At 63.1% G+C, this 17,291-nt stretch carries 17 protein-coding genes; 11 read left to right on the top strand and 6 right to left on the bottom strand.

Going from position 1 to position 17,291, the window contains the following annotated elements; translation table 11 throughout:
- The first annotated feature begins 19 nt into the window (after positions 1 to 19).
- The 5 genes from AC07NV_RS10845 (at position 20) to AC07NV_RS10825 (ending at position 5,944) form a co-directional block, all read left to right on the top strand.
- Positions 20 to 568, top strand: coding sequence for a hypothetical protein (locus AC07NV_RS10845; RefSeq protein WP_495166361.1), 549 nt, complete (start codon positions 20 to 22; stop codon positions 566 to 568).
- A 332-nt stretch (positions 569 to 900) separates the two neighbouring features.
- Positions 901 to 2,118, top strand: coding sequence for an argininosuccinate synthase (locus tag AC07NV_RS10840; RefSeq protein ID WP_495166360.1), 1,218 nt, complete (start codon positions 901 to 903; stop codon positions 2,116 to 2,118).
- 540 nt (positions 2,119 to 2,658) lie between these two features.
- On the top strand, positions 2,659 to 3,669 hold the full coding sequence (locus tag AC07NV_RS10835) for a threonine aldolase family protein (protein WP_495166359.1): 1,011 nt from the start codon (positions 2,659 to 2,661) through the stop codon (positions 3,667 to 3,669).
- The gene (locus tag AC07NV_RS10830) at positions 3,666 to 4,628 is read left to right on the top strand and encodes a DMT family transporter (RefSeq protein ID WP_495166358.1); all 963 of its coding nucleotides are present in this window, start codon (positions 3,666 to 3,668) and stop codon (positions 4,626 to 4,628) included. Before AC07NV_RS10835 ends, AC07NV_RS10830 begins: the two co-directional genes overlap by 4 nt.
- 35 nt (positions 4,629 to 4,663) lie before the next feature.
- Positions 4,664 to 5,944, top strand: coding sequence for an alpha/beta hydrolase family protein (locus AC07NV_RS10825; protein WP_495166357.1), 1,281 nt, complete (start codon positions 4,664 to 4,666; stop codon positions 5,942 to 5,944).
- Here AC07NV_RS10825 and murA read toward each other — a convergent pair.
- Positions 5,931 to 7,214, bottom strand: coding sequence for a UDP-N-acetylglucosamine 1-carboxyvinyltransferase (gene murA / locus AC07NV_RS10820; protein ID WP_495166356.1), 1,284 nt, complete (start codon positions 7,212 to 7,214; stop codon positions 5,931 to 5,933). The genes AC07NV_RS10825 and murA overlap by 14 nt on opposite strands.
- Before the next feature lie 186 nt (positions 7,215 to 7,400).
- On the opposite strand from murA, the gene AC07NV_RS10815 reads away from it, so the two are divergent.
- Entirely contained in the window at positions 7,401 to 8,462 is a 1,062-nt protein-coding gene (locus AC07NV_RS10815) for a DUF3011 domain-containing protein (protein WP_495166355.1), read from the top strand.
- Positions 8,463 to 8,546: 84 nt separating this feature from the next.
- The gene (locus tag AC07NV_RS10810) at positions 8,547 to 9,470 is read left to right on the top strand and encodes a DMT family transporter (protein ID WP_495166354.1); all 924 of its coding nucleotides are present in this window, start codon (positions 8,547 to 8,549) and stop codon (positions 9,468 to 9,470) included.
- Positions 9,471 to 9,472: 2 nt separating this feature from the next.
- On the opposite strand, the gene AC07NV_RS10805 is transcribed toward AC07NV_RS10810, so the two are convergent.
- Together AC07NV_RS10805 and AC07NV_RS10800 are read right to left on the bottom strand one after the other, a co-directional pair.
- Positions 9,473 to 10,090 carry a 2-hydroxychromene-2-carboxylate isomerase gene (locus tag AC07NV_RS10805; RefSeq protein ID WP_495166353.1) on the bottom strand — a complete coding sequence of 206 codons (618 nt, stop codon included), beginning with the start codon at positions 10,088 to 10,090 and terminating at the stop codon, positions 9,473 to 9,475.
- On the bottom strand, positions 10,084 to 10,815 hold the full coding sequence (locus tag AC07NV_RS10800) for an SDR family oxidoreductase (RefSeq protein ID WP_495166352.1): 732 nt from the start codon (positions 10,813 to 10,815) through the stop codon (positions 10,084 to 10,086). The genes AC07NV_RS10805 and AC07NV_RS10800 overlap by 7 nt, the downstream gene beginning before the upstream one ends.
- A 91-nt stretch (positions 10,816 to 10,906) precedes the next feature.
- Here AC07NV_RS10800 and AC07NV_RS10795 point away from each other — a divergent pair, with 91 nt between their 5' ends.
- Positions 10,907 to 11,398 carry a winged helix-turn-helix transcriptional regulator gene (locus AC07NV_RS10795; protein WP_495166351.1) on the top strand — a complete coding sequence of 164 codons (492 nt, stop codon included), beginning with the start codon at positions 10,907 to 10,909 and terminating at the stop codon, positions 11,396 to 11,398.
- 1 nt (position 11,399) lies between these two features.
- Here AC07NV_RS10795 and clpS read toward each other — a convergent pair whose 3' ends face one another.
- From clpS to AC07NV_RS10780, 3 genes are all read right to left on the bottom strand, one after another.
- Positions 11,400 to 11,765, bottom strand: coding sequence for an ATP-dependent Clp protease adapter ClpS (gene clpS / locus AC07NV_RS10790; RefSeq protein ID WP_495166350.1), 366 nt, complete (start codon positions 11,763 to 11,765; stop codon positions 11,400 to 11,402).
- A gap of 207 nt (positions 11,766 to 11,972) precedes the next feature.
- Entirely contained in the window at positions 11,973 to 12,725 is a 753-nt protein-coding gene (locus AC07NV_RS10785) for a phasin family protein (RefSeq protein ID WP_495166349.1), read from the bottom strand.
- Positions 12,726 to 12,846: 121 nt separating this feature from the next.
- Positions 12,847 to 14,628, bottom strand: a complete 1,782-nt coding sequence (locus AC07NV_RS10780) for a PHA/PHB synthase family protein (protein WP_495166348.1) — start codon at positions 14,626 to 14,628, stop codon at positions 12,847 to 12,849.
- 116 nt (positions 14,629 to 14,744) lie between these two features.
- Between AC07NV_RS10780 and AC07NV_RS10775 the strand changes: the two genes are divergently transcribed.
- The 3 genes from AC07NV_RS10775 (at position 14,745) to AC07NV_RS10765 (ending at position 17,288) form a co-directional block, all read left to right on the top strand.
- Positions 14,745 to 15,965, top strand: coding sequence for an LL-diaminopimelate aminotransferase (locus AC07NV_RS10775; RefSeq protein WP_495166347.1), 1,221 nt, complete (start codon positions 14,745 to 14,747; stop codon positions 15,963 to 15,965).
- Positions 15,965 to 16,447: a DUF2721 domain-containing protein gene (locus tag AC07NV_RS10770; protein WP_495166346.1), complete on the top strand. Its 483-nt coding sequence runs from the start codon at positions 15,965 to 15,967 to the stop codon at positions 16,445 to 16,447. The genes AC07NV_RS10775 and AC07NV_RS10770 overlap by 1 nt, the downstream gene beginning before the upstream one ends.
- An 85-nt stretch (positions 16,448 to 16,532) precedes the next feature.
- Entirely contained in the window at positions 16,533 to 17,288 is a 756-nt protein-coding gene (locus AC07NV_RS10765) for a class I SAM-dependent methyltransferase (RefSeq protein ID WP_495166345.1), read from the top strand.
- Positions 17,289 to 17,291 lie beyond the last annotated feature (3 nt).

Genomic DNA, 17,291 nt, shown 5'->3' with positions numbered 1-17,291 from the left:
GTCACGAAGGGAGCGACCCATGACCCAGATCGACCGCCGCACCATCATCACCCTTAGCGCAGGAGCCTTTATGTCCAGCCTGATCCCCGCCGCTGTTTCCGCCATCAATCCCGCCCCCGTCGGCAAGCCCGGCGACTTCGATTTCCTCACCGGCGAATGGCGCATTCACAACAAATTCCGCGAGAGCGAAAAGTGGATCGAATTCCCTGCCGAGGCCACCGTCGTCGGTATCCTCGGCGGGATCGCGAGCGTCGAGGAATTGCGCATCCCAGCGCGCGGCTTTTCGGGAATGGGCCTCCGCCTGCTCGACGTCGAAAAGAAGATCTGGTCGGACCATTGGGTCAACGCCAAATCGGGCGTCGTCACGGTGCCCGGCCAACTTGGTGTGTTCGAAGATGGCGCCGGGACTTTCCTCTCCGAAGGCGAGGGAGACAAGGGGCCGGAACTCTATCGCGGCGTATGGGACCGGATCACGCCAACAAGCTGCCGCTGGTTCCAGGGCACCTCGCGCGACGGCGGCAAGACGTGGGACGACAGCTGGTTCATGGATTGGACGCGGGTGGGCTGAAGCACAACATCATACCGGGCTCCCGGCCGCAAAAGGCCGCTGTCCTACAAAATCCCGGGATGTTATGCCCGATACATGACCCGCCGATGCGCACTTCGCTGTTCCAAATGCCTCGTCCGGCTTCGGCGGACCGGCGGCGGCTTAAAGCGACAAAGGAGACAGTTTCGCCGCGTGCATCGGTATATTTTGTCGCCTTAGGAGGCCGTCTAGCCGGTGCATTGCCGTATCGGGCGTGACGTTGGCCGGCTTTCCGCCGGCTTGCCTATCCGGTTGCGCCCCGGCTGGTGGCCTGCTAGCCGCGCCCGCGTCTTTCTCTCGCCAAAGGTGCCATCATGTCCGAGTCCTTCAAGCGCGTCGTCCTCGCCTATTCGGGGGGGCTCGACACCAGCGTCATCGTGAAATGGCTGCAGGTCACCTATGGCTGCGAAGTCGTGACCTTCACCGCCGATCTGGGGCAGGGCGAAGAGATCGAACCCGCGCGCGCCAAGGCCGAACTGATGGGTATCAAGCCCGAACATATCTTTATCGACGATGTGCGCGAGGAGTTCGTCCGCGACTTCGTCTTCCCGATGATGCGCGCCAATGCGCGCTACGAGGGCGACTATCTGCTCGGAACCTCGATCGCACGCCCGCTGATTTCGAAGCGTCTCATCGAGATCGCCAAGGAGGTCGGCGCCGACGCCGTCGCGCACGGCGCGACGGGCAAGGGCAATGATCAGGTGCGTTTCGAACTCAGCGCCTATGCGCTGAACCCCGACATCAAGGTGATCGCGCCCTGGCGCGAATGGGATCTGGCGAGCCGCACGGCGCTGATCGAATTTGCCGAAAAGCACCAGATTCCGGTGCCGAAGGACAAGCGCGGCGAAAGCCCCTTCTCGACCGACGCGAACCTTCTTCACACCTCGTCGGAGGGCAAGGTTCTCGAGAATCCGTGGGATGAAACCCCCGACTATGTCTATTCGCGCACGGTGAATCCCGAGGATGCACCCGATACGCCCGAATATATCACGATCGATTTCGAACGCGGCGACGGCGTGGCCCTCAACGGCGAAGCGATGTCGCCTGCGACCTTGCTCACGGCGCTCAACGAACTGGGCCGCAAACATGGTATCGGCCGGCTCGACCTGGTTGAAAACCGCTATGTCGGCATGAAGTCGCGCGGCATGTACGAAACGCCGGGCGGCGAAATCTATGCGCGCGCGCACCGCGGCATCGAAAGCATCACGCTCGACCGCGGCGCAGCGCATCTGAAAGACGAACTGATGCCCAAATATGCCGAGCTCATCTACAATGGCTTCTGGTTCGCGCCCGAACGCGAGATGCTGCAAGCGGCGATCGACCACAGTCAGGAAAAGGTCAGCGGCACGGTGCGGCTCAAGCTCTATAAGGGCAATGCGAGCGTCGTCGGCCGCAAGTCGCCGAACAGCCTTTACAGCGAACGTCATGTGACCTTCGAGGACGACGCTGGCGCCTATGATCAGAAGGATGCGGCGGGCTTCATCAAGCTCAACGCGCTGCGCCTCAAGCTTCTCGCCAAGCGCGACCGCTGAACCCGCGGGCCCATATCGGCCCCGGCATCTTCCCGAACATAATCGTCCCGGCCCGATAGAGGGCCGGGATCGCTTCGCCGTGAATAAGCGACCGTGCCCAGTCGAGGCGAGGCATTCGCGCGCCGCGCTGCGCGAGCGAGTCATGGCCCGGCAATGAGGCAAGGGTATCAATGCAGCGTTAAATCAGTGACAATATGGAAGAAAATGGCCGGGGGTGGGCATATGGCGAGTGATACGCAATGCATAACGAGCACGCCCTGGACCAGAATGAATATGAATGGCAGCCGTGTCGGGTGACCATTCCGCGCTTCGGCCTGCTGGTCAATCGGCATGGGATAAGCACCCGGCTGATCTGGCCCGGGCAGTATCTTGTCCGCAGGTCGCGGACGTTCAGCCGGTGGATATACCGGCGTCCCGCCTGACATATCTGATCAGCGGCAAGAGCTGGCGGTGCCGGCGGAGACGGTGTCGGCCCACCCAATGAAAGCCAGACGAAATGAAGGGTTAGCAAGGCATCCCACCTGCGCTAAGGCGCGATTCATGACTGCGACCCGTTTTTTTTCCGACAACGCTGCGACCGTCCATCCTGTGGTGATGGAGGCGCTGGCGGCCGCCAACCAAGTCGATACGGCCTATGACGGCGATGCGCTCAGCCAGTCGCTTGATGCGGCCTTTTCCGAACTTTTCGAGACCGATTGCGAAGTCGTCTGGATCCCGACCGGGACCGCAGCGAACAGTATCATCCTCGCGCATTTCGTGCGGCCGTGGCAGGGCATCCTCTGTTACGAGGAAGCGCATATCGAAGTCGATGAATGCGGGGCGCCGACCTTTTATTCGGGTGGTGCAAAAATGATGCCGCTGCCCGGACGCGGCGCGAAGATCGATACCGACGCCCTGAAGGATCGCATCGCCGGAATCCGCCGGGATGTGCATCAGGTTCAGCCCGCAGCGGTCAGCATTACCAATGCGACCGAATATGGGCTTGCTTGGCGCGCGGAAGAAATCGGCGCGATCAGCGAGATCGCCAAGGGCGCGGATATGAAGCTCCACATGGACGGTGCGCGTTTTGCCAACGCCGTCGCCTTCCTCGGCTGCGCGCCTGCCGACGTGACATGGCGCGTCGGGGTCGATGCGCTGTCGTTCGGTTTCACCAAGAATGGCGCGATGATGGCCGAGGCGATCGTCTTTTTCGGCGGTAGCGGTGGTGCCGGGGTGCGCGAGCTCAAGAAACGTGGCGGCCATTTGCTCAGCAAGGGGCGGTTCGTCGCAGCGCAGATCCGCGCAATGCTCGCGAACGACCTGTGGCTTGCTAATGCGCGCGCCGCCAATGCCGGCGCGGCGAAGCTTGCCGCAGCGTGCGGTGGCCGGTTGATGCATCCGGTCGAGGCGAACGAGCTGTTCGTGCGGTTGACTGCCGAGGAAGCCGCAAAATTGCGCGGTGCCGGCTTTGATTTCTACGACTGGGGTGAGGGCGCGGCGCGGCTTGTCGTCAGCTGGGATCAGGATGCTGAAGCGGTCGCACCGCTGGCGGCCGCGATCGGCGCGCTATGAGCAGCGAGCAGCCGCTCACGCTGCTCAGCCCTCGCGTTCTTTTGCCCTTTGCGCTGGTGACTTTGATCTGGGGGTCGACCTGGATCGTCATCAAGGGACAGCTTGGCATCGTCCCGCCGAGCTGGTCGGTGACCTATCGCTTCGTGGTCGCGGCGATCGCGATGTTCGCTTTCGCCGCGATCCGGCGGGAGCGGCTGTTGCTTGAACCGCACGCGATGGCCTTTGCGATGGCATTGGGCGTCGCGCAGTTCACCTTCAACTTCAACTTCGTTTACCGCGCCGAGCAGCATATCACTTCGGGCCTCGTAGCGGTGCTTTTTGCGCTGCTGATTGTTCCCAACACGCTGCTCGGGCGCGCCTTTCTGAAGACTCCGCTCGAAGGGCGCTTCCTCGCCGGAGCCGGGATTGCGATCGTCGGCGTCGGGTTGATGATCCTCCATGAATATCGCGCGGCTTCGATTGGGGCCGGCGAAGTGCTGCTGGGTACCATGTTGACGCTGGCGGGGGTGATGAGCGCATCGACCGCCAATGTGATGCAGGGCACCCGCATCGCGCGGGCGCAGTCGATGGTCGTGATGATCGCCTGGGCGATGCTGTTCGGCGCGCTCGCCGACGGCAGCTATGCGTGGATCACCACCGGTCCGCCGGTCATCGAGCCCACCGCCGCCTATGTCGGTGGGGTCCTCTATCTTGGTGTCATCGCGAGCGCAGTAACCTTCCCGCTCTATTTCAACGTCATCCGTGCGGTCGGGCCGGGGCAGGCGGCATGGTCGAGCGTGCTGATCCCGATTATCGCGATGGGGTTCTCGACTGCGTTCGAACATTACCGCTGGGCCATGCTGTCGATCGCGGGCGGCGTTGTCGCGCTGGTCGGGCTGGTGATCGCGGTGGCAAAACGGCCCGAGCGGCCCTCGGTCAGCGGCAATATGGTGTCCGTTGCGGTGGAGCGCGAAAGCTGATTGCCATTGGTGTATTATTTCAATAGTACGGCTTCATGAACACTCTCTTCGGCACTCTCCTTTCGCTCGCAATCCTCCCGGCGGCGCCGGCCTTTGCGCAGACCGCCTGCCAGCCCGGCACTTACACCGCCCCCGATGGCGACTTCGTGGTGCTGGTAAAGACGCCGGCGGTCCCGGCGCCCGCGCTGCGCTATCTGTTCCGCGACGGCCGGCGCGGCGCGACATCGGACGCGGCGGTGCCGCTGACATGCGGCGCCGACGATGTGGCCGTGAAGGGAAAGGCGTGGAAGCGGATCGCCTTTCGCGAGACCCCGGCAACCTTCGATAGCGTGGGCACGAAAATGACTGGCGTGCTGATCGAACCGCCGGGCGCGCCCGATGCGAAGCGCCCGCTCGTGGTCATGGTGCACGGGTCCGAACGCACTTCGCCGATCGGCGGCGTCTATGGCTATGCGATGGCGGCGCAGGGGATTTCGGTCTTCGTTTATGACAAGCGCGGCACTGGCGGGTCGGACGGCGAATATACGCAGAATTTTGAGCTGCTCGCCGAGGACGCGGGACATGCGCTCGAGCAGGCACGCGGGATGACGGCCGGGCGGCACGGGCGCAGCGGCTTTTTCGGCGGCAGCCAGGGCGGCTGGGTGGCGCCGCTCGCCGCCACGCGGACAAAGGCCGATTTTGTCGCCATTGGTTTCGGCCTTGTCGCTTCGCCGATCGAGGAAGACCGCGAGCAGATGGTGTCGGAGGTTCGCGCGGCGGGGCTGGGGGATGATGCGGTCGCGCTGGTCAACCGCTTGTCGCAGGCGACGGCGGGGTTGCTGCTGTCCGATTTTCGTACCGGCTATGATGCGCTCGACGCGGTGCGGCGCGAGATGGCGGACAAGCCATGGGCTGCGAAGATCGAGGGCGAATATAGCGGCGCGATCGCGCGGATGCCGAGCGACGATTTGCGGCGGATCGGCCGGGCGCGCGTCGACAATCTCGAACTGATCTGGGACTATGACGCGGTGGCGGCGCTGAAAAAGCTCGATGCGCCGCTGCTATGGGTCCTTGCGGGTGAGGATCGCGAGGCGCCGATCGAAACGACGCGCGGGGCGCTGCTCGACCTCGCCAAGGCGGGCAAGCCGGTCGATGTCTACCTCTTTCCCGACACCGACCACGGCATGTTCGAATTTACGACGGCCGCCGACGGGTCGCGCAATGTCACGCGCATCACCGACGGCTATCTGAAATTGCTGGGCGACTGGATCAAAGACAATGCGCGCGGGGCTTATGGCCGCGCCGAGCATCTGACGAAGGGTGTCAGCCCGCGCTGATCCGTTCGATGTCCGCGCCGACCGCCTGGAGCTTCTCTTCGAGCCGCTCGTAACCGCGGTCGAGGTGATAGACGCGATTGACTTCGGTCGTGCCCTCGGCGGCGAGGCCCGCGATGATCAAACTCATCGAGGCACGCAAATCGGTTGCCATCACTGGCGCCCCGACCAGCTTTTCGACCCCGCGCACCACGGCGCTGCGGCCGCGCACATCGATGTCGCAGCCCATGCGCGCCAATTCGGGCACGTGCATATAGCGGTTCTCGAAGATGGTTTCGGTGAACAGCGACGCGCCCTTGCCGAGCGTCGCCATCGCCATGAACTGCGCCTGCATGTCGGTCGCGAAGCCCGGATAAGGCGCGGTCGACAAAGTGACGGGTTCGGCGCGGCCTGACATGGCGACGCGGATACCTGCCTTGGTCTCCTCGACCGTCGCGCCGGCCTGGCGGAGCGCGGCGAGTGTCGCTTCCATCTCGTCGGCCTTGGCGCCGACGAGTTCGACGTCGCCCTCGGTGATCACGGCGGCACAGGCATAGCTGCCAGCCTCGATGCGGTCGGCCATCACGCGATAGGTCGCACCGTGCAGCCGGTCGACACCTTCGATGGTCAGCGTTTCGGTGCCGATGCCGTCGATATGTGCGCCCATCGCGACGAGGCAGTTGCACAGGTCGACAATCTCGGGTTCGCGCGCCGCATTTTCGAGGACGCAGGTGCCCTTGGCGAGCGCCGCGGCCATCAATGCATTTTCGGTCGCGCCGACCGACACGACGGGGAAGGTGAACTTGCCGCCCGCAAGGCGTCCGCCCGGCGCGACGGCCTTCACATAGCCCGATGTGAGTTCGATCTCGGCGCCGAAGGCTTCGAGGGCTTTCAGGTGGAGGTCGATCGGGCGGTTGCCGATCGCGCAGCCACCAGGCAGTGATACCGTCGCCTCGCCCGCACGCGCGAGCAGCGGGCCGAGCACGAGGATCGACGCGCGCATCTTGCGTACGATGTCATAGGGCGCAACGGTCGAGGTCAGTGTCGTCGTGCGCGCGGTCATGACGCGGCCGAAATCCTCGGGCCGCGAACCCTCGATCGTCGTCGAGCAGCCGAGCTGGTTGAGCAGGTGGCCGAACCCATCGACATCGGCGAGCCGCGGCAGGTTGCGCAGCGTCAGCGGCTCGTCGGTGAGCAGTGCACACGGCAACAGGGTGAGCGCCGCATTCTTGGCACCGGAGATGGGGATACGGCCCTTGAGTCGCTGGCCGCCGCGAATGACGATCTGATCCATCGGCTGTCCTTAGCGCATGTGTTGCGGTGCGCAAGCGGGTGGCCGGTTGGATAACGTCAAGTTGCCGTCGATAACGGGCGGCTTTCGCCGTGGCTTTCCCGACCGAAATATGAAACTATTCATGCCGATATCGAGGTCAAGGCAAGAGCAGCGTAAAACGAAGCGACTTTTCACAGGGAGAAGGTCATGCGGAATAATGTCGTCACACTCGTCACCACGGCCACGTTGATCGCCAGCCAGCTTGCCGTCCCGGCGATGCCGCAAGCGACGACGCTGCCCTATCCGCCGCCAGGCGGCCCCCAGATCCAGCCACCGCGTCCGGTGCCACCTTACCCGGGCGGACCGCAAATCCAGCCGCCACGTCCCGGCAATGGTTATGGCTATGAGGGAACGATCCGCTGCGAGTCGCGAAACAACAACATGCAGCGCTGTAATGTGCGCACCGATAACCGGGTCGATCTGCAGCGGGTGATCGGCGGGCGCTGTTCGAAGGGGCGCGACTGGGGCTTTACCGCGAGCCAGATCTGGGTGTCGGGCGGTTGTCGTGCCGAATTTGCTTATGGCTATGCCAATGATGGTGGCGGCTATCCGACACCGATGCCGCAGCCGGTCGAGGATTATGCGGGCATAATGAACTGCGAATCCTGGAATTACAGCTATCAGCAGTGTAATGTGCGGACGAATGATCGCGTCGAACTCACGCGCAAGATTGCGGGTAAGTGCAACGCCGGGCGTCAATGGGGCTACACCGGCGACTATATCTGGGTCGACAAGGGCTGCCGTGCCGAATTCGGCTATGGCTACCGCAATTCGCGGCCCGAAAAGGACAAGGACAAGGGACCGAGCACCGGGCTGATCATCGGCGGTGCTGTCGTCGCCGCCGGGCTGATCGCGCTGCTCGCGAGCGGGAAGAAAAAGAAGCCGGCGGAGACCACTGCGCCGGCAACCGGCAGCGGCGGCGAAACCACCTATCCCGCAGGTCCGCCGGCGGCGCTGAGCGCCAACCTGTCTGCGCTGCCGAGCGCAGCTCGGCCATCGGTGCAGAATTGCATGACCGACGCGGCGCGCCAGATCGGGGTCACCGGCGGGACGCGGCTGTCTTATGACAAGCTGATCTCGCTCGAACAGGGCAATGGCGGTTGGCGGATCCGCGCCGCGATGACGGCGACCTACCCGGATGGCGCAAAGCCGATCGAGATGTTTTGCCGCGCAACGCCGAGCGATATCATCCAGCTCGATTTCACATAAAAGTGGCGTAATGTCTGATGTATATGCCGTCACCCCGGCGAAGGCCGGGGTGACGGCATTTGAGGTAAAATAGGGTCGGACGACATGGTGGAAAACGGCGGGCCGGCGGCGGCGCTCTGGTCGCGGGCCTATCTGCTGCTGTCGATGACGGCGCTTTTCTGGGCCGGAAATTCGATCGTCGGACGCGCCGCGCGCGATCTGGTGCCGCCCGCCGCGCTGTCTTTCTGGCGCTGGACATTCGCGCTTACGCTGCTTCTGCCGCTCGCCTGGCCGCATCTGAAGCGCGATTGGCCGGTGCTGCGGGCACATTGGCCGGTCATGCTCCTGCTGGGCGGGCTCGGGATCGGGGCGTTCAACACGCTGCTGTATACCGGCCTGCAAACCACCACCGCACTCAATTCGATGCTGATCCAGTCGGCGCAGCCAGCGCTGATTCTGATGGTCGGCGCCTTGGTGATGCGCGACCGGACCAGCGTCCGGCAGATTGCCGGCGTCGTGGTGTCGCTGGCGGGGGTGCTGATCATCCTCTCGCGCGGCGACGCGGGGCTGTTGCTGGCGTTGCAGCTGAATGGCGGCGATGCGATCATCGCCTTTGCGGTGCTGCTTTGGGCGCTCTATTCGGTGCTGCTGCGCAAGCGGCCGGCGGTGCATCCGCTCAGCTTTCTCGCGGCGTCGATTATCGTCGGCCTGATGGTGATCATCCCCGTCTATGCGATGGAAATCCGGTCGGGGAGGTTGATCGTTCCGACGATGGGCAGCGCGCTGGCCATCGCCTATGTATCGATCTTTCCGTCCTTTCTCGCCTATCTCTTCTTCAATCGCGGGGTCGAGCTGATCGGGTCGGCGTCGACCGCGCAATATATGAATGTAATGCCGCTGATGGGAGCGGGGCTGGCGATGCTGTTCCTCGGCGAAATGCTCCACCTGTTCCATGTCGCCGGGCTGGTGTTGGTCGTCGCGGGCATCGTGGTGGCGGGCCGCAGCGCGCAGGCGCCCGCCAAAACCTGAGCTTATCGGCCGAGCGCTTCTTCCACTTGCGCGAGGCGGTCCTTGCCGAAGAAAATTTCGCCTTCGACGAAGAAGGTCGGGATACCGAAGACGCCGCGTGCCACCGCGTCTTCGGTGTTGGCGACAAGCTTCGCTTTGATTTCGGGCTCCTGCGTACGCGCGAGCAGCGCGGGGCCATCGAAGCCGTTCGCCGAGAGGAAGGTCGCGATGATCTCGGGATCGTCCATCTTCAACCCGTCTTCCCACATCGCGCGGTTCACCGCGTCGACATAATCGTCGAGCGTGCCTTCATCCCCGGCGACGATCGCGCCGCGCATGATCGTCAGCGTATTGACCGGAAAGTGCGGATTGATGCGGAATTTGGTAAGGCCGTGCCTTTCGATGAACCGTCGCATCTCGAGATTTTCATAGGCTAGTTTAGCGGGTGCGTCGGCGTATTGGATCATCGGCGCCTTGTTGCCGGTGGCCTTGAAGATGCCACCGAGCAGGCAGGGGGTGATGATCAGGTCGGCACCCGTGCGTTCGAGCAGTTCGGGCAGCGCCTTCATGCAAAGATAGGCGTTGGGGCTGCCGAAATCGAAAATCAGCTCCAACGTCTTTTGGACGGTTTTGCTCACCATTTTTCTCCCCATGGGCGGAGGTCGAGTTCGTGGGTCCACGCACTTTTCGGCTGCTTGTGGAGCATCACATAATTGGCGGCGATGGCTCCGGGATTGAGGATCAGCTCCTGCGCCTTCGCATTGTCGAAGTCGGGGTGGCGGCCCTTGATGAAGTCGGTATCGATCGCGCCGTCGATGATCGTGTGCGCGACATGGATACCCTGCGGCCCCAGTTCGCGCGCCATCGACTGCGCGAGCATGCGCAGCGCGCCCTTGGCGCCCGAGAAGGCCGAAAAACCTGACCCGCCGCGCAGGCTTGCGGTGGCACCGGTGAAGATGATCGTACCGCGGCCGCGGGGTGTCATGCGCTTTGCCGCCTCGCGCCCCGTCAGAAAGCCGCCGAGGCACGCCATTTCCCAGACCTTGGTATAAACCCGCACCGTCGTCTCGCTGATCGGGAAGTTCACATTGGCGCCGATGTTGAATACCGCGACCTCGACCGGGCCGACCTCGGCCTCGACCCGATCGAACAGCGCGATCATTGCGTCTTCTTCGCGGGCATCGCCGGGGAAGGCGCGCGCCTGATGCCCCTCGTCGCGGATCGACTGGGCGAGCGCCTCGAGCTGGTCGGCGTTACGTTCGCGGCGGTTGACGCAGGCGGTGAGGCCTTCGGCGGCGAAGGCGCGGGCGATGGCGCCGCCGGTGGCGTCCCCTGCTCCGATGATGACGGCGGCGGGATTGGGCATGCGACTCTCCTCTTGCGTGCGATAGTAACTATGATAATCATAGTGACAAGAGGTTTTTCGTCTCAGGGAATAATAGGTCAGGAGCTGAGGTTTGCCCAAGCGTGTGGATCTGTCGGACACTTTGTGCCCCGTCGGCCGATCGGCCGAACTCCTCGGCGACCGCGCGGTGCTGTTGATTCTGCGCGAGCTGTTCTTCGGCCGCCGCCGGTTCGAGCTCATCGCCGCGAACACGGGACTGGGGCCGCAACTGGTATCGGCGCGGCTCAAGCTGCTGGTGTCGGAAGGGATTGCCGAACGCCGTACCTATAGCGAACGGCCGGTGCGCCACGATTATTGGCTGACCGACAAGGGCAAGGGCCTGTTCGATGTCCTCTATGCGATGCGCAACTGGGCCGAACGCTGGGCCTATGCGCCAGGCGAGACGGGGGACGGGCCGGCGATCCGTTATGTGCACCGGGCGTGCGGTGCCGATGTCGGGACGGCGACTATTTGCCCCGGTTGCGGCGCCGAACTCGGTTATGGCGATTTGAAGGGCGACCCGTCCTCGGCGCTCAAGGCCGAACAGGTCGCGCGAGCGGGTTAGCTCAGGCTTTTTCCAGCGTGCATTGCAGCGGGTGCTGGCTCTGCCGTGCGGCGTCCATCACCTGGTTCACCTTGGTCTCGGCGACTTCATAGCTGAACACGCCGCACACGCCGACACCCTGCTGGTGGACGTGCAGCATTACCTGAGTCGCCTGTTCGATATCCATGTTGAAGAAACGCTGCAGCACCATCACGACGAATTCCATCGGCGTGTAATCGTCGTTGAGCAGCAGCACCTTGTACATCGACGGCTTTTTCGCCTTCGCGCGGGTGCGCGTCGCAATGCCGACGCCGGGGGACCCGGGCGAACTCTCGTCCTTGTCCGCCATGGCGCGGGGCGGGTCTATGGTCGAAACAGAAAACATCATGGGCAGGAATATCGCAAGCCGCGGGCGAAGCGCAAGAGGCGCGCGCGCGGTTTTTAACCTCTTGTTCGCCAGCCAGCTATCGCTGCCGGAACGTGGTTCCCGAAAACAAGAACCGCCCGCTTCCGGGGAAGCGAGCGGCCTTGGGGGTGTCGGCGCAGGCGGGGAGGGAGGGGGAGGGGGCCCGCGCCAACGGAAGTTGAAAGCGCCTTAAGCGGCTTTCAGCTTCGAGGTGATGACCGAAACGCGGTTCGAGATCGGCGCGAAGCTTTCGTTCGTCAGCTTGACGACGAGTTCGCTGGTCTTCGAGGTCTGCGCAACAGCGGCGTCGAAAGCCTTCTTGCTGTTTTCGGCATAGAGCTTGAAGAAGTCGGCCGGGGTCTTGACGGCGGTGTAGCCCTTCAGCGCGGCGGTCGTGTCTTCAAAGCTCTTGCGAGCATAGGTCACGCCTTCCTGGCCGAGCGTTTCGATGCCCTTGGCAGCGATCTTGCCGGCCTCGACGAGCGCTTCGACGTTCGCCTTGTTGAATTCGACAGCTTCTTCAGCCAGCTTGCTGGTCTTGCTCAGCGCTTCCTTGGCCTTCTCGTTGAAGTCGGCGGTCAGGGCTTCGGTGCGGGTCTTCGCTTCGTCGGCGAACTTCTTGACGGTGTCGTTCATGGTCTTGAATCCTTTGGTAGCGGCTGCGACCGGCTTCGGCGCGGCCTTGAGGGGCTTGGATGCAATTTTCACAGCCGCCTTCTGGGGGGCGGCCTTCTTGGCGACTGCCTTGGGGGCAGCGGCCTTTTTCGCGGCCGGCTTGGCTTTTGCCTTCACCGTCTTGATCGTTGCGGGGGCCGGATCGGCCTTCACTGCGGCCGGAACAGCAGCGGCGGCCGGTGCGGCGGGAGTCGCCACCGGCTTGACGGCGGTTTCCAGCGTCGCGGCTTCGAAAGCCTTTTCGGCACTATCAATCTTGGTAGCCATTGGTGGTACTCCTCTATGTTGCAGTGCACAATATAGGAGTGGCTGAGCGATTTCAAGGATATTTTTGTGCAGTGCACAAAAAAGATGATCGCAGCCTCGTTGGCCTTATATTCGCCCGATATTACCGTTGTTTGACATAGCGGCCGGGGGCATCCTCGATAGCCTTCTTAGCACCTTTTCCGGGGATACGCGAACCTTTGACAGCGGTTTTTGCGCTATCCTGTGCCTCGATCCAGCCGATCCAGTGCGGCCACCAGCTGCCCTTGGTCTCCTGGGCGCCCGCAACGAAATCGTCGAGCGTCGCCGCCTTGCTGTCGCCGGTCCAATATTGATATTTGCCCGCGGCGGGCGGATTGACGACCCCCGCGATATGCCCCGATCCGGCAAGCAGGAAGGTCCTGGGACCCGACAGATGGTCCATCAGCCGCCAGACGCTGGCGAGTGGCGCGATATGATCCTCGCGCCCCGCCTGGATAAAGGCCGGGGTCTGGATCTTCTTGAGATCGATCGGCGTGCCCATGACCGACAGGCTGTTCGGGATGACCAGACGATTGTCGCGGTAGAGGTCGACCAGATATTGGCGGTGCCACTTTGCAGGCAGGTTGGTCGTGTCGCCGTTCCAGTAAAGCAGGTCGAAGGGCGGATAGTCGTTGCCGAGCAGATAATTGCTGACGACATAATTCCAGATCAGGTCGCGCCCGCGCAAGCTGTTGAAGGTCGCGGCCATATAGCGCCCGTCGAGGAAGCCCGGAGCCGATAATTGCTGCAGCAACGCGAGATAGCCGTCGTCGACGAACATCTTGAGATCGCCGGCCTGTTCGAAATCGACCTGGGCGGTGAAGAAGGTTACCGACTTGACCTTGTCGGCTTCGCCCCGTGCCGAGAGCATCGCAAGCGTTGCAGCGAGCGTTGTGCCCGCGACGCAATAGCCGATCGTGTGGACCGCAGGCACGTCGAGGGCGTCGCGCACGGTGTCGATCGCATCGACCTGCGCCGCGATATAATCGTCCCAGACGATCTCGCTCATCGAGGCGTCGGCGGATTTCCACGACACCATGAACACGCTGAGGCCCTGTTCGACCGCCCAGGCGACAAAACTTTTCGCGGGGTTGAGGTCGAGGATATAGAATCGGTTGATCCACGGCGGGAAGATGAGGAGCGGGACGCCCAGCACCTCCTTGGTCGTCGGTGTGTACTGAATCAGCTGATAGAGGTCGGTCTCGTGAATGACCTTGCCCGGGGTGGTCGCGATATTGACCCCGACCTCGAAAGCATCGGGGTCGACATGGCTCAATTGCCCGCGCGACAGGTCGGTAAGCATGTGCTTCAGACCCTTGAGCAGGCTTTCGCCGCGCGTTTCGACCGCGCGCTTGATGACTTCGGGATTGGTGAGCGCCAGATTGGTCGGCGCCATCGCGTCGGCCATCGCTTTGGCCGCGAATTCCATCTTGGCCCGCGCGGCGGCGTCGGGTCCCTCGATCTGGCGCGTCGTCGCCAGCATTTGTTCGGCGAGCAGGCCATAGGTCTGACGGATCATCGCGAAGACCGGATTGGCGGTCCAGTCGGGATCGGTGAAGCGACGGTCCTTCGCGGGCTCGGCCGGCGTGTCGGGGGCGATCGGCTGGCCGATGCTGGCAAGCGAGGTCCAAAAAGCGACGCCCTGTTCCCACATTTTCGACGATTGTTCGGTCCACAGCTTCGTCGCCGGATTGTCGAGCCATTTGGTGGGATCGAACAGGGCGGCAGCGCTCGCATTGCCGTCGTTTGCCTGACCCAGTGCATATTCGAGCATCATCTGCTGCGCGCGGCCGATGACGCTGGCCCAATGCTGCATGTCGTCGGGGGACGGCAGGAAGGGGTTGGGAGCTTCGGTCGTGTCGTTGTTGCTGCCCGTATCGCTCATATCTGTTCCTGCTGGTCAGTGCGGATAGAATGCCTATAACAAGCCGCGATGCGGCTGGCGAGGTTGTCGCTCGCGTCAATTCAAACGCATACGCAAAGGAGTTGTTCTAGTTTCCCATGTCTGAAGATGAATTCTATCGCATCAAGCGCCTGCCGCCCTATGTCATCGCCGAAGTCAATGCGATGCGTGCGGCCGCCCGCGCCGCGGGAGAAGACATCATCGATCTGGGGATGGGCAATCCCGATTTGCCGCCGCCGGCGCATGTGATCGAGAAACTGTGCGAGGTGGCGATGAAGCCCGACGCGCACGGCTATTCGCAGTCGAAGGGTATTCCCGGGCTGCGCAAGGCGCAGGCCAATTATTACGCCCGCCGCTTTAATGTCGAACTCGACCCTGAAACCGAAGTCGTCGTGACGATGGGGTCAAAGGAAGGGCTGGCCAGCCTCGCGACCGCGATCACCGGACCCGGCGACGTCGTCCTTGCACCGAACCCCAGCTATCCGATCCACACCTTCGGCTTCATCATCGCCGGCGCGACGATCCGCAGCGTTCCAACGACCCCCGACGAAGCCTATTGGCGTGCGCTCGACCGCGCGATGGCCTTCACCGTGCCGCGTCCGTCGATCCTCGTCGTCAACTATCCGTCGAACCCGACCGCCGAATCGGTCGATCTGGCTTTCTACGAGCGCCTCGTTGCATGGGCGAAGGAGAATAAGGTCTGGGTCCTGTCGGATCTGGCCTATTCGGAGCTTTATTACGACGGCAACCCGACGCCTTCGATCCTTCAGGTCCCGGGCGCGAAGGATGTTGCGGTCGAGTTTACCTCGATGTCGAAGACCTATTCGATGGCGGGATGGCGCATGGGCTTTGCGGTCGGCAACAAGCGGCTGATCGCGGCGATGACGCGCGTGAAGTCGTACCTCGATTACGGCGCCTTCACGCCGATTCAGGCCGCAGCATGTGCGGCGTTGAACGGCCCGCAGGATATCGTCCAGAAGAACCGCGACCTGTACCAGAAGCGCCGCGACGTGATGGTCGAAAGCTTCGGCCGCGCGGGTTGGGATATTCCGAGCCCCAAGGCGTCGATGTTCGCATGGGCACCACTGCCGCCCGCGCTCAAGGAAATGGGCAGCCTCGAATTTTCGAAGCAACTGCTGACTCACGCGAAAGTCGCGGTCGCGCCGGGTGTCGGTTATGGCGAGGATGGTGAGGGCTATGTCCGCATCGCGATGGTCGAAAATGAACAGCGCATCCGGCAGGCGGCGCGTAACATTCGCAAGTTCCTCCAGATGCACGGCGTGAATACGCCGTCGGTTGCGGCGGGCGGCGGGGGATAGTGGCCTCCGCCACGAGCGCGATCGCGCAGACGATCCAGTTGTCGGTCACACCGGTATTCTTGCTGGTGGCGACCGGCAGCCTGCTTAACGTCATTGCGGGGCGACTCGCGCGCGTGATCGATCGCTCGCGGACGTTGATGGAGCGCTGGTCGGAAACCGAAGGGGCGGAGCATGAGCGCATCGTCGCCGAGTTGCGCACCGCCGACCGGCGCATGGCGATCATCAACAATTCGATTCTTGCGGCGGTGGCCTGCGGTATCGTGGTCTGCCTGCTCGTGGCATTGCTCTTCGCGCAGGAGGTTGCCGGTTTCAACCTCGGGAGGGCAGCGGCGTGGGCGTTTACGGTCGCGATGCTGCTGCTCCTGACCTCGCTGATTCTGTTCCTTGTGGAGGTACGGCTCGCGATCCGCACCATCCATGTGCCGATGGAATTGCTCGAGTTCGAGGAAATGGGATGGAAGCGCCGGCGCGACCGGGGTTGATAGACGCAGGGCGACTGCTGGTCGAAGCGCGCTCGCAATGTTTCCAGCTTGCGGTCAGGCCGAGCCGACACAGGGGAGGGATGCCATGCGCAACTATCGACTTTGGACACCATTGATCGGGGCGGCGATGCTGTTCGCCCTGCCGGCTGCTGCGGCAGCACCCGACAAGGCGGTCGCGGCCGCCGTCGCCGACAAACAGCGGCTCGCCGACAACCGCAAGCAGGACGAGGGACGCCATCCCGCCGATGTGCTGGCCTTTGCTCAGGTGAAGCGCGGCTCGACGGTCGCCGATTTGCTTGCGGGCAATGGTTATTACAGCGAGATGCTCGCGGACCTAGTTGGCTCCAAAGGCACGGTGATCCCGATGAATTCGCCGGGGTTTCACAAGGAAGAAACCTGGGCGACGCTGCTCAAGGCGCATCCGAACATGGCGCCGATGGTGCGGCCGGTGAACCAGATGGCGCTCGCTCCCAAGAGCGTCGACATGATCTTTACCCACCTCGTCTATCACGACCTCTATTGGGAAAGCGAAAAGTTCAAATTCCCGCGCGTCGATGTCGATGCGATGGTTGCCGACTGGTATCGCGCGCTGCGTCCGGGCGGTACGGTGATCGTCGTCGACCATGTCGGGCCAGCGGGCGACACGCGCGCGCTTGTCGAAAAACTGCATCGCATCGATCCGGCGAAGGTACGCGCCGATATGGAGCGTGCAGGCTTTGTCTTCGACGGCGACAGCGAGGCGCTGCGCATCGCGGCGGACGACCACAGCAAGAATGTGTTCGATCCCGCGATCCGCGGCAAGACTGACCGCTTTATGATGCGATTCAAGAAGCCGGCGTAGCGC

It is taken from the genome of Sphingopyxis sp. GW821-FHT10B01, assembly GCF_059415685.1.
This window is presented reverse-complemented; position numbering and strand designations above follow the sequence as displayed.

Bases quoted from the DNA above. Each gene is read 5' to 3' on its own strand.
- AC07NV_RS10845 (WP_495166361.1), top strand. From the start codon at position 20: ATGACCCAGATCGACCGCCGCACCATCATCACCCTTAGCGCAGGAGCC.
- AC07NV_RS10840 (WP_495166360.1), top strand. From the start codon at position 901: ATGTCCGAGTCCTTCAAGCGCGTCGTCCTCGCCTATTCGGGGGGGCTC.
- AC07NV_RS10835 (WP_495166359.1), top strand. From the start codon at position 2,659: ATGACTGCGACCCGTTTTTTTTCCGACAACGCTGCGACCGTCCATCCT.
- AC07NV_RS10830 (WP_495166358.1), top strand. From the start codon at position 3,666: ATGAGCAGCGAGCAGCCGCTCACGCTGCTCAGCCCTCGCGTTCTTTTG.
- AC07NV_RS10825 (WP_495166357.1), top strand. From the start codon at position 4,664: ATGAACACTCTCTTCGGCACTCTCCTTTCGCTCGCAATCCTCCCGGCG.
- murA (WP_495166356.1), bottom strand. From the start codon at position 7,214: ATGGATCAGATCGTCATTCGCGGCGGCCAGCGACTCAAGGGCCGTATC.
- AC07NV_RS10815 (WP_495166355.1), top strand. From the start codon at position 7,401: ATGCGGAATAATGTCGTCACACTCGTCACCACGGCCACGTTGATCGCC.
- AC07NV_RS10810 (WP_495166354.1), top strand. From the start codon at position 8,547: ATGGTGGAAAACGGCGGGCCGGCGGCGGCGCTCTGGTCGCGGGCCTAT.
- AC07NV_RS10805 (WP_495166353.1), bottom strand. From the start codon at position 10,090: ATGGTGAGCAAAACCGTCCAAAAGACGTTGGAGCTGATTTTCGATTTC.
- AC07NV_RS10800 (WP_495166352.1), bottom strand. From the start codon at position 10,815: ATGCCCAATCCCGCCGCCGTCATCATCGGAGCAGGGGACGCCACCGGC.
- clpS (WP_495166350.1), bottom strand. From the start codon at position 11,765: ATGATGTTTTCTGTTTCGACCATAGACCCGCCCCGCGCCATGGCGGAC.
- AC07NV_RS10785 (WP_495166349.1), bottom strand. From the start codon at position 12,725: ATGGCTACCAAGATTGATAGTGCCGAAAAGGCTTTCGAAGCCGCGACG.
- AC07NV_RS10780 (WP_495166348.1), bottom strand. From the start codon at position 14,628: ATGAGCGATACGGGCAGCAACAACGACACGACCGAAGCTCCCAACCCC.
- AC07NV_RS10775 (WP_495166347.1), top strand. From the start codon at position 14,745: ATGTCTGAAGATGAATTCTATCGCATCAAGCGCCTGCCGCCCTATGTC.
- AC07NV_RS10765 (WP_495166345.1), top strand. From the start codon at position 16,533: ATGCGCAACTATCGACTTTGGACACCATTGATCGGGGCGGCGATGCTG.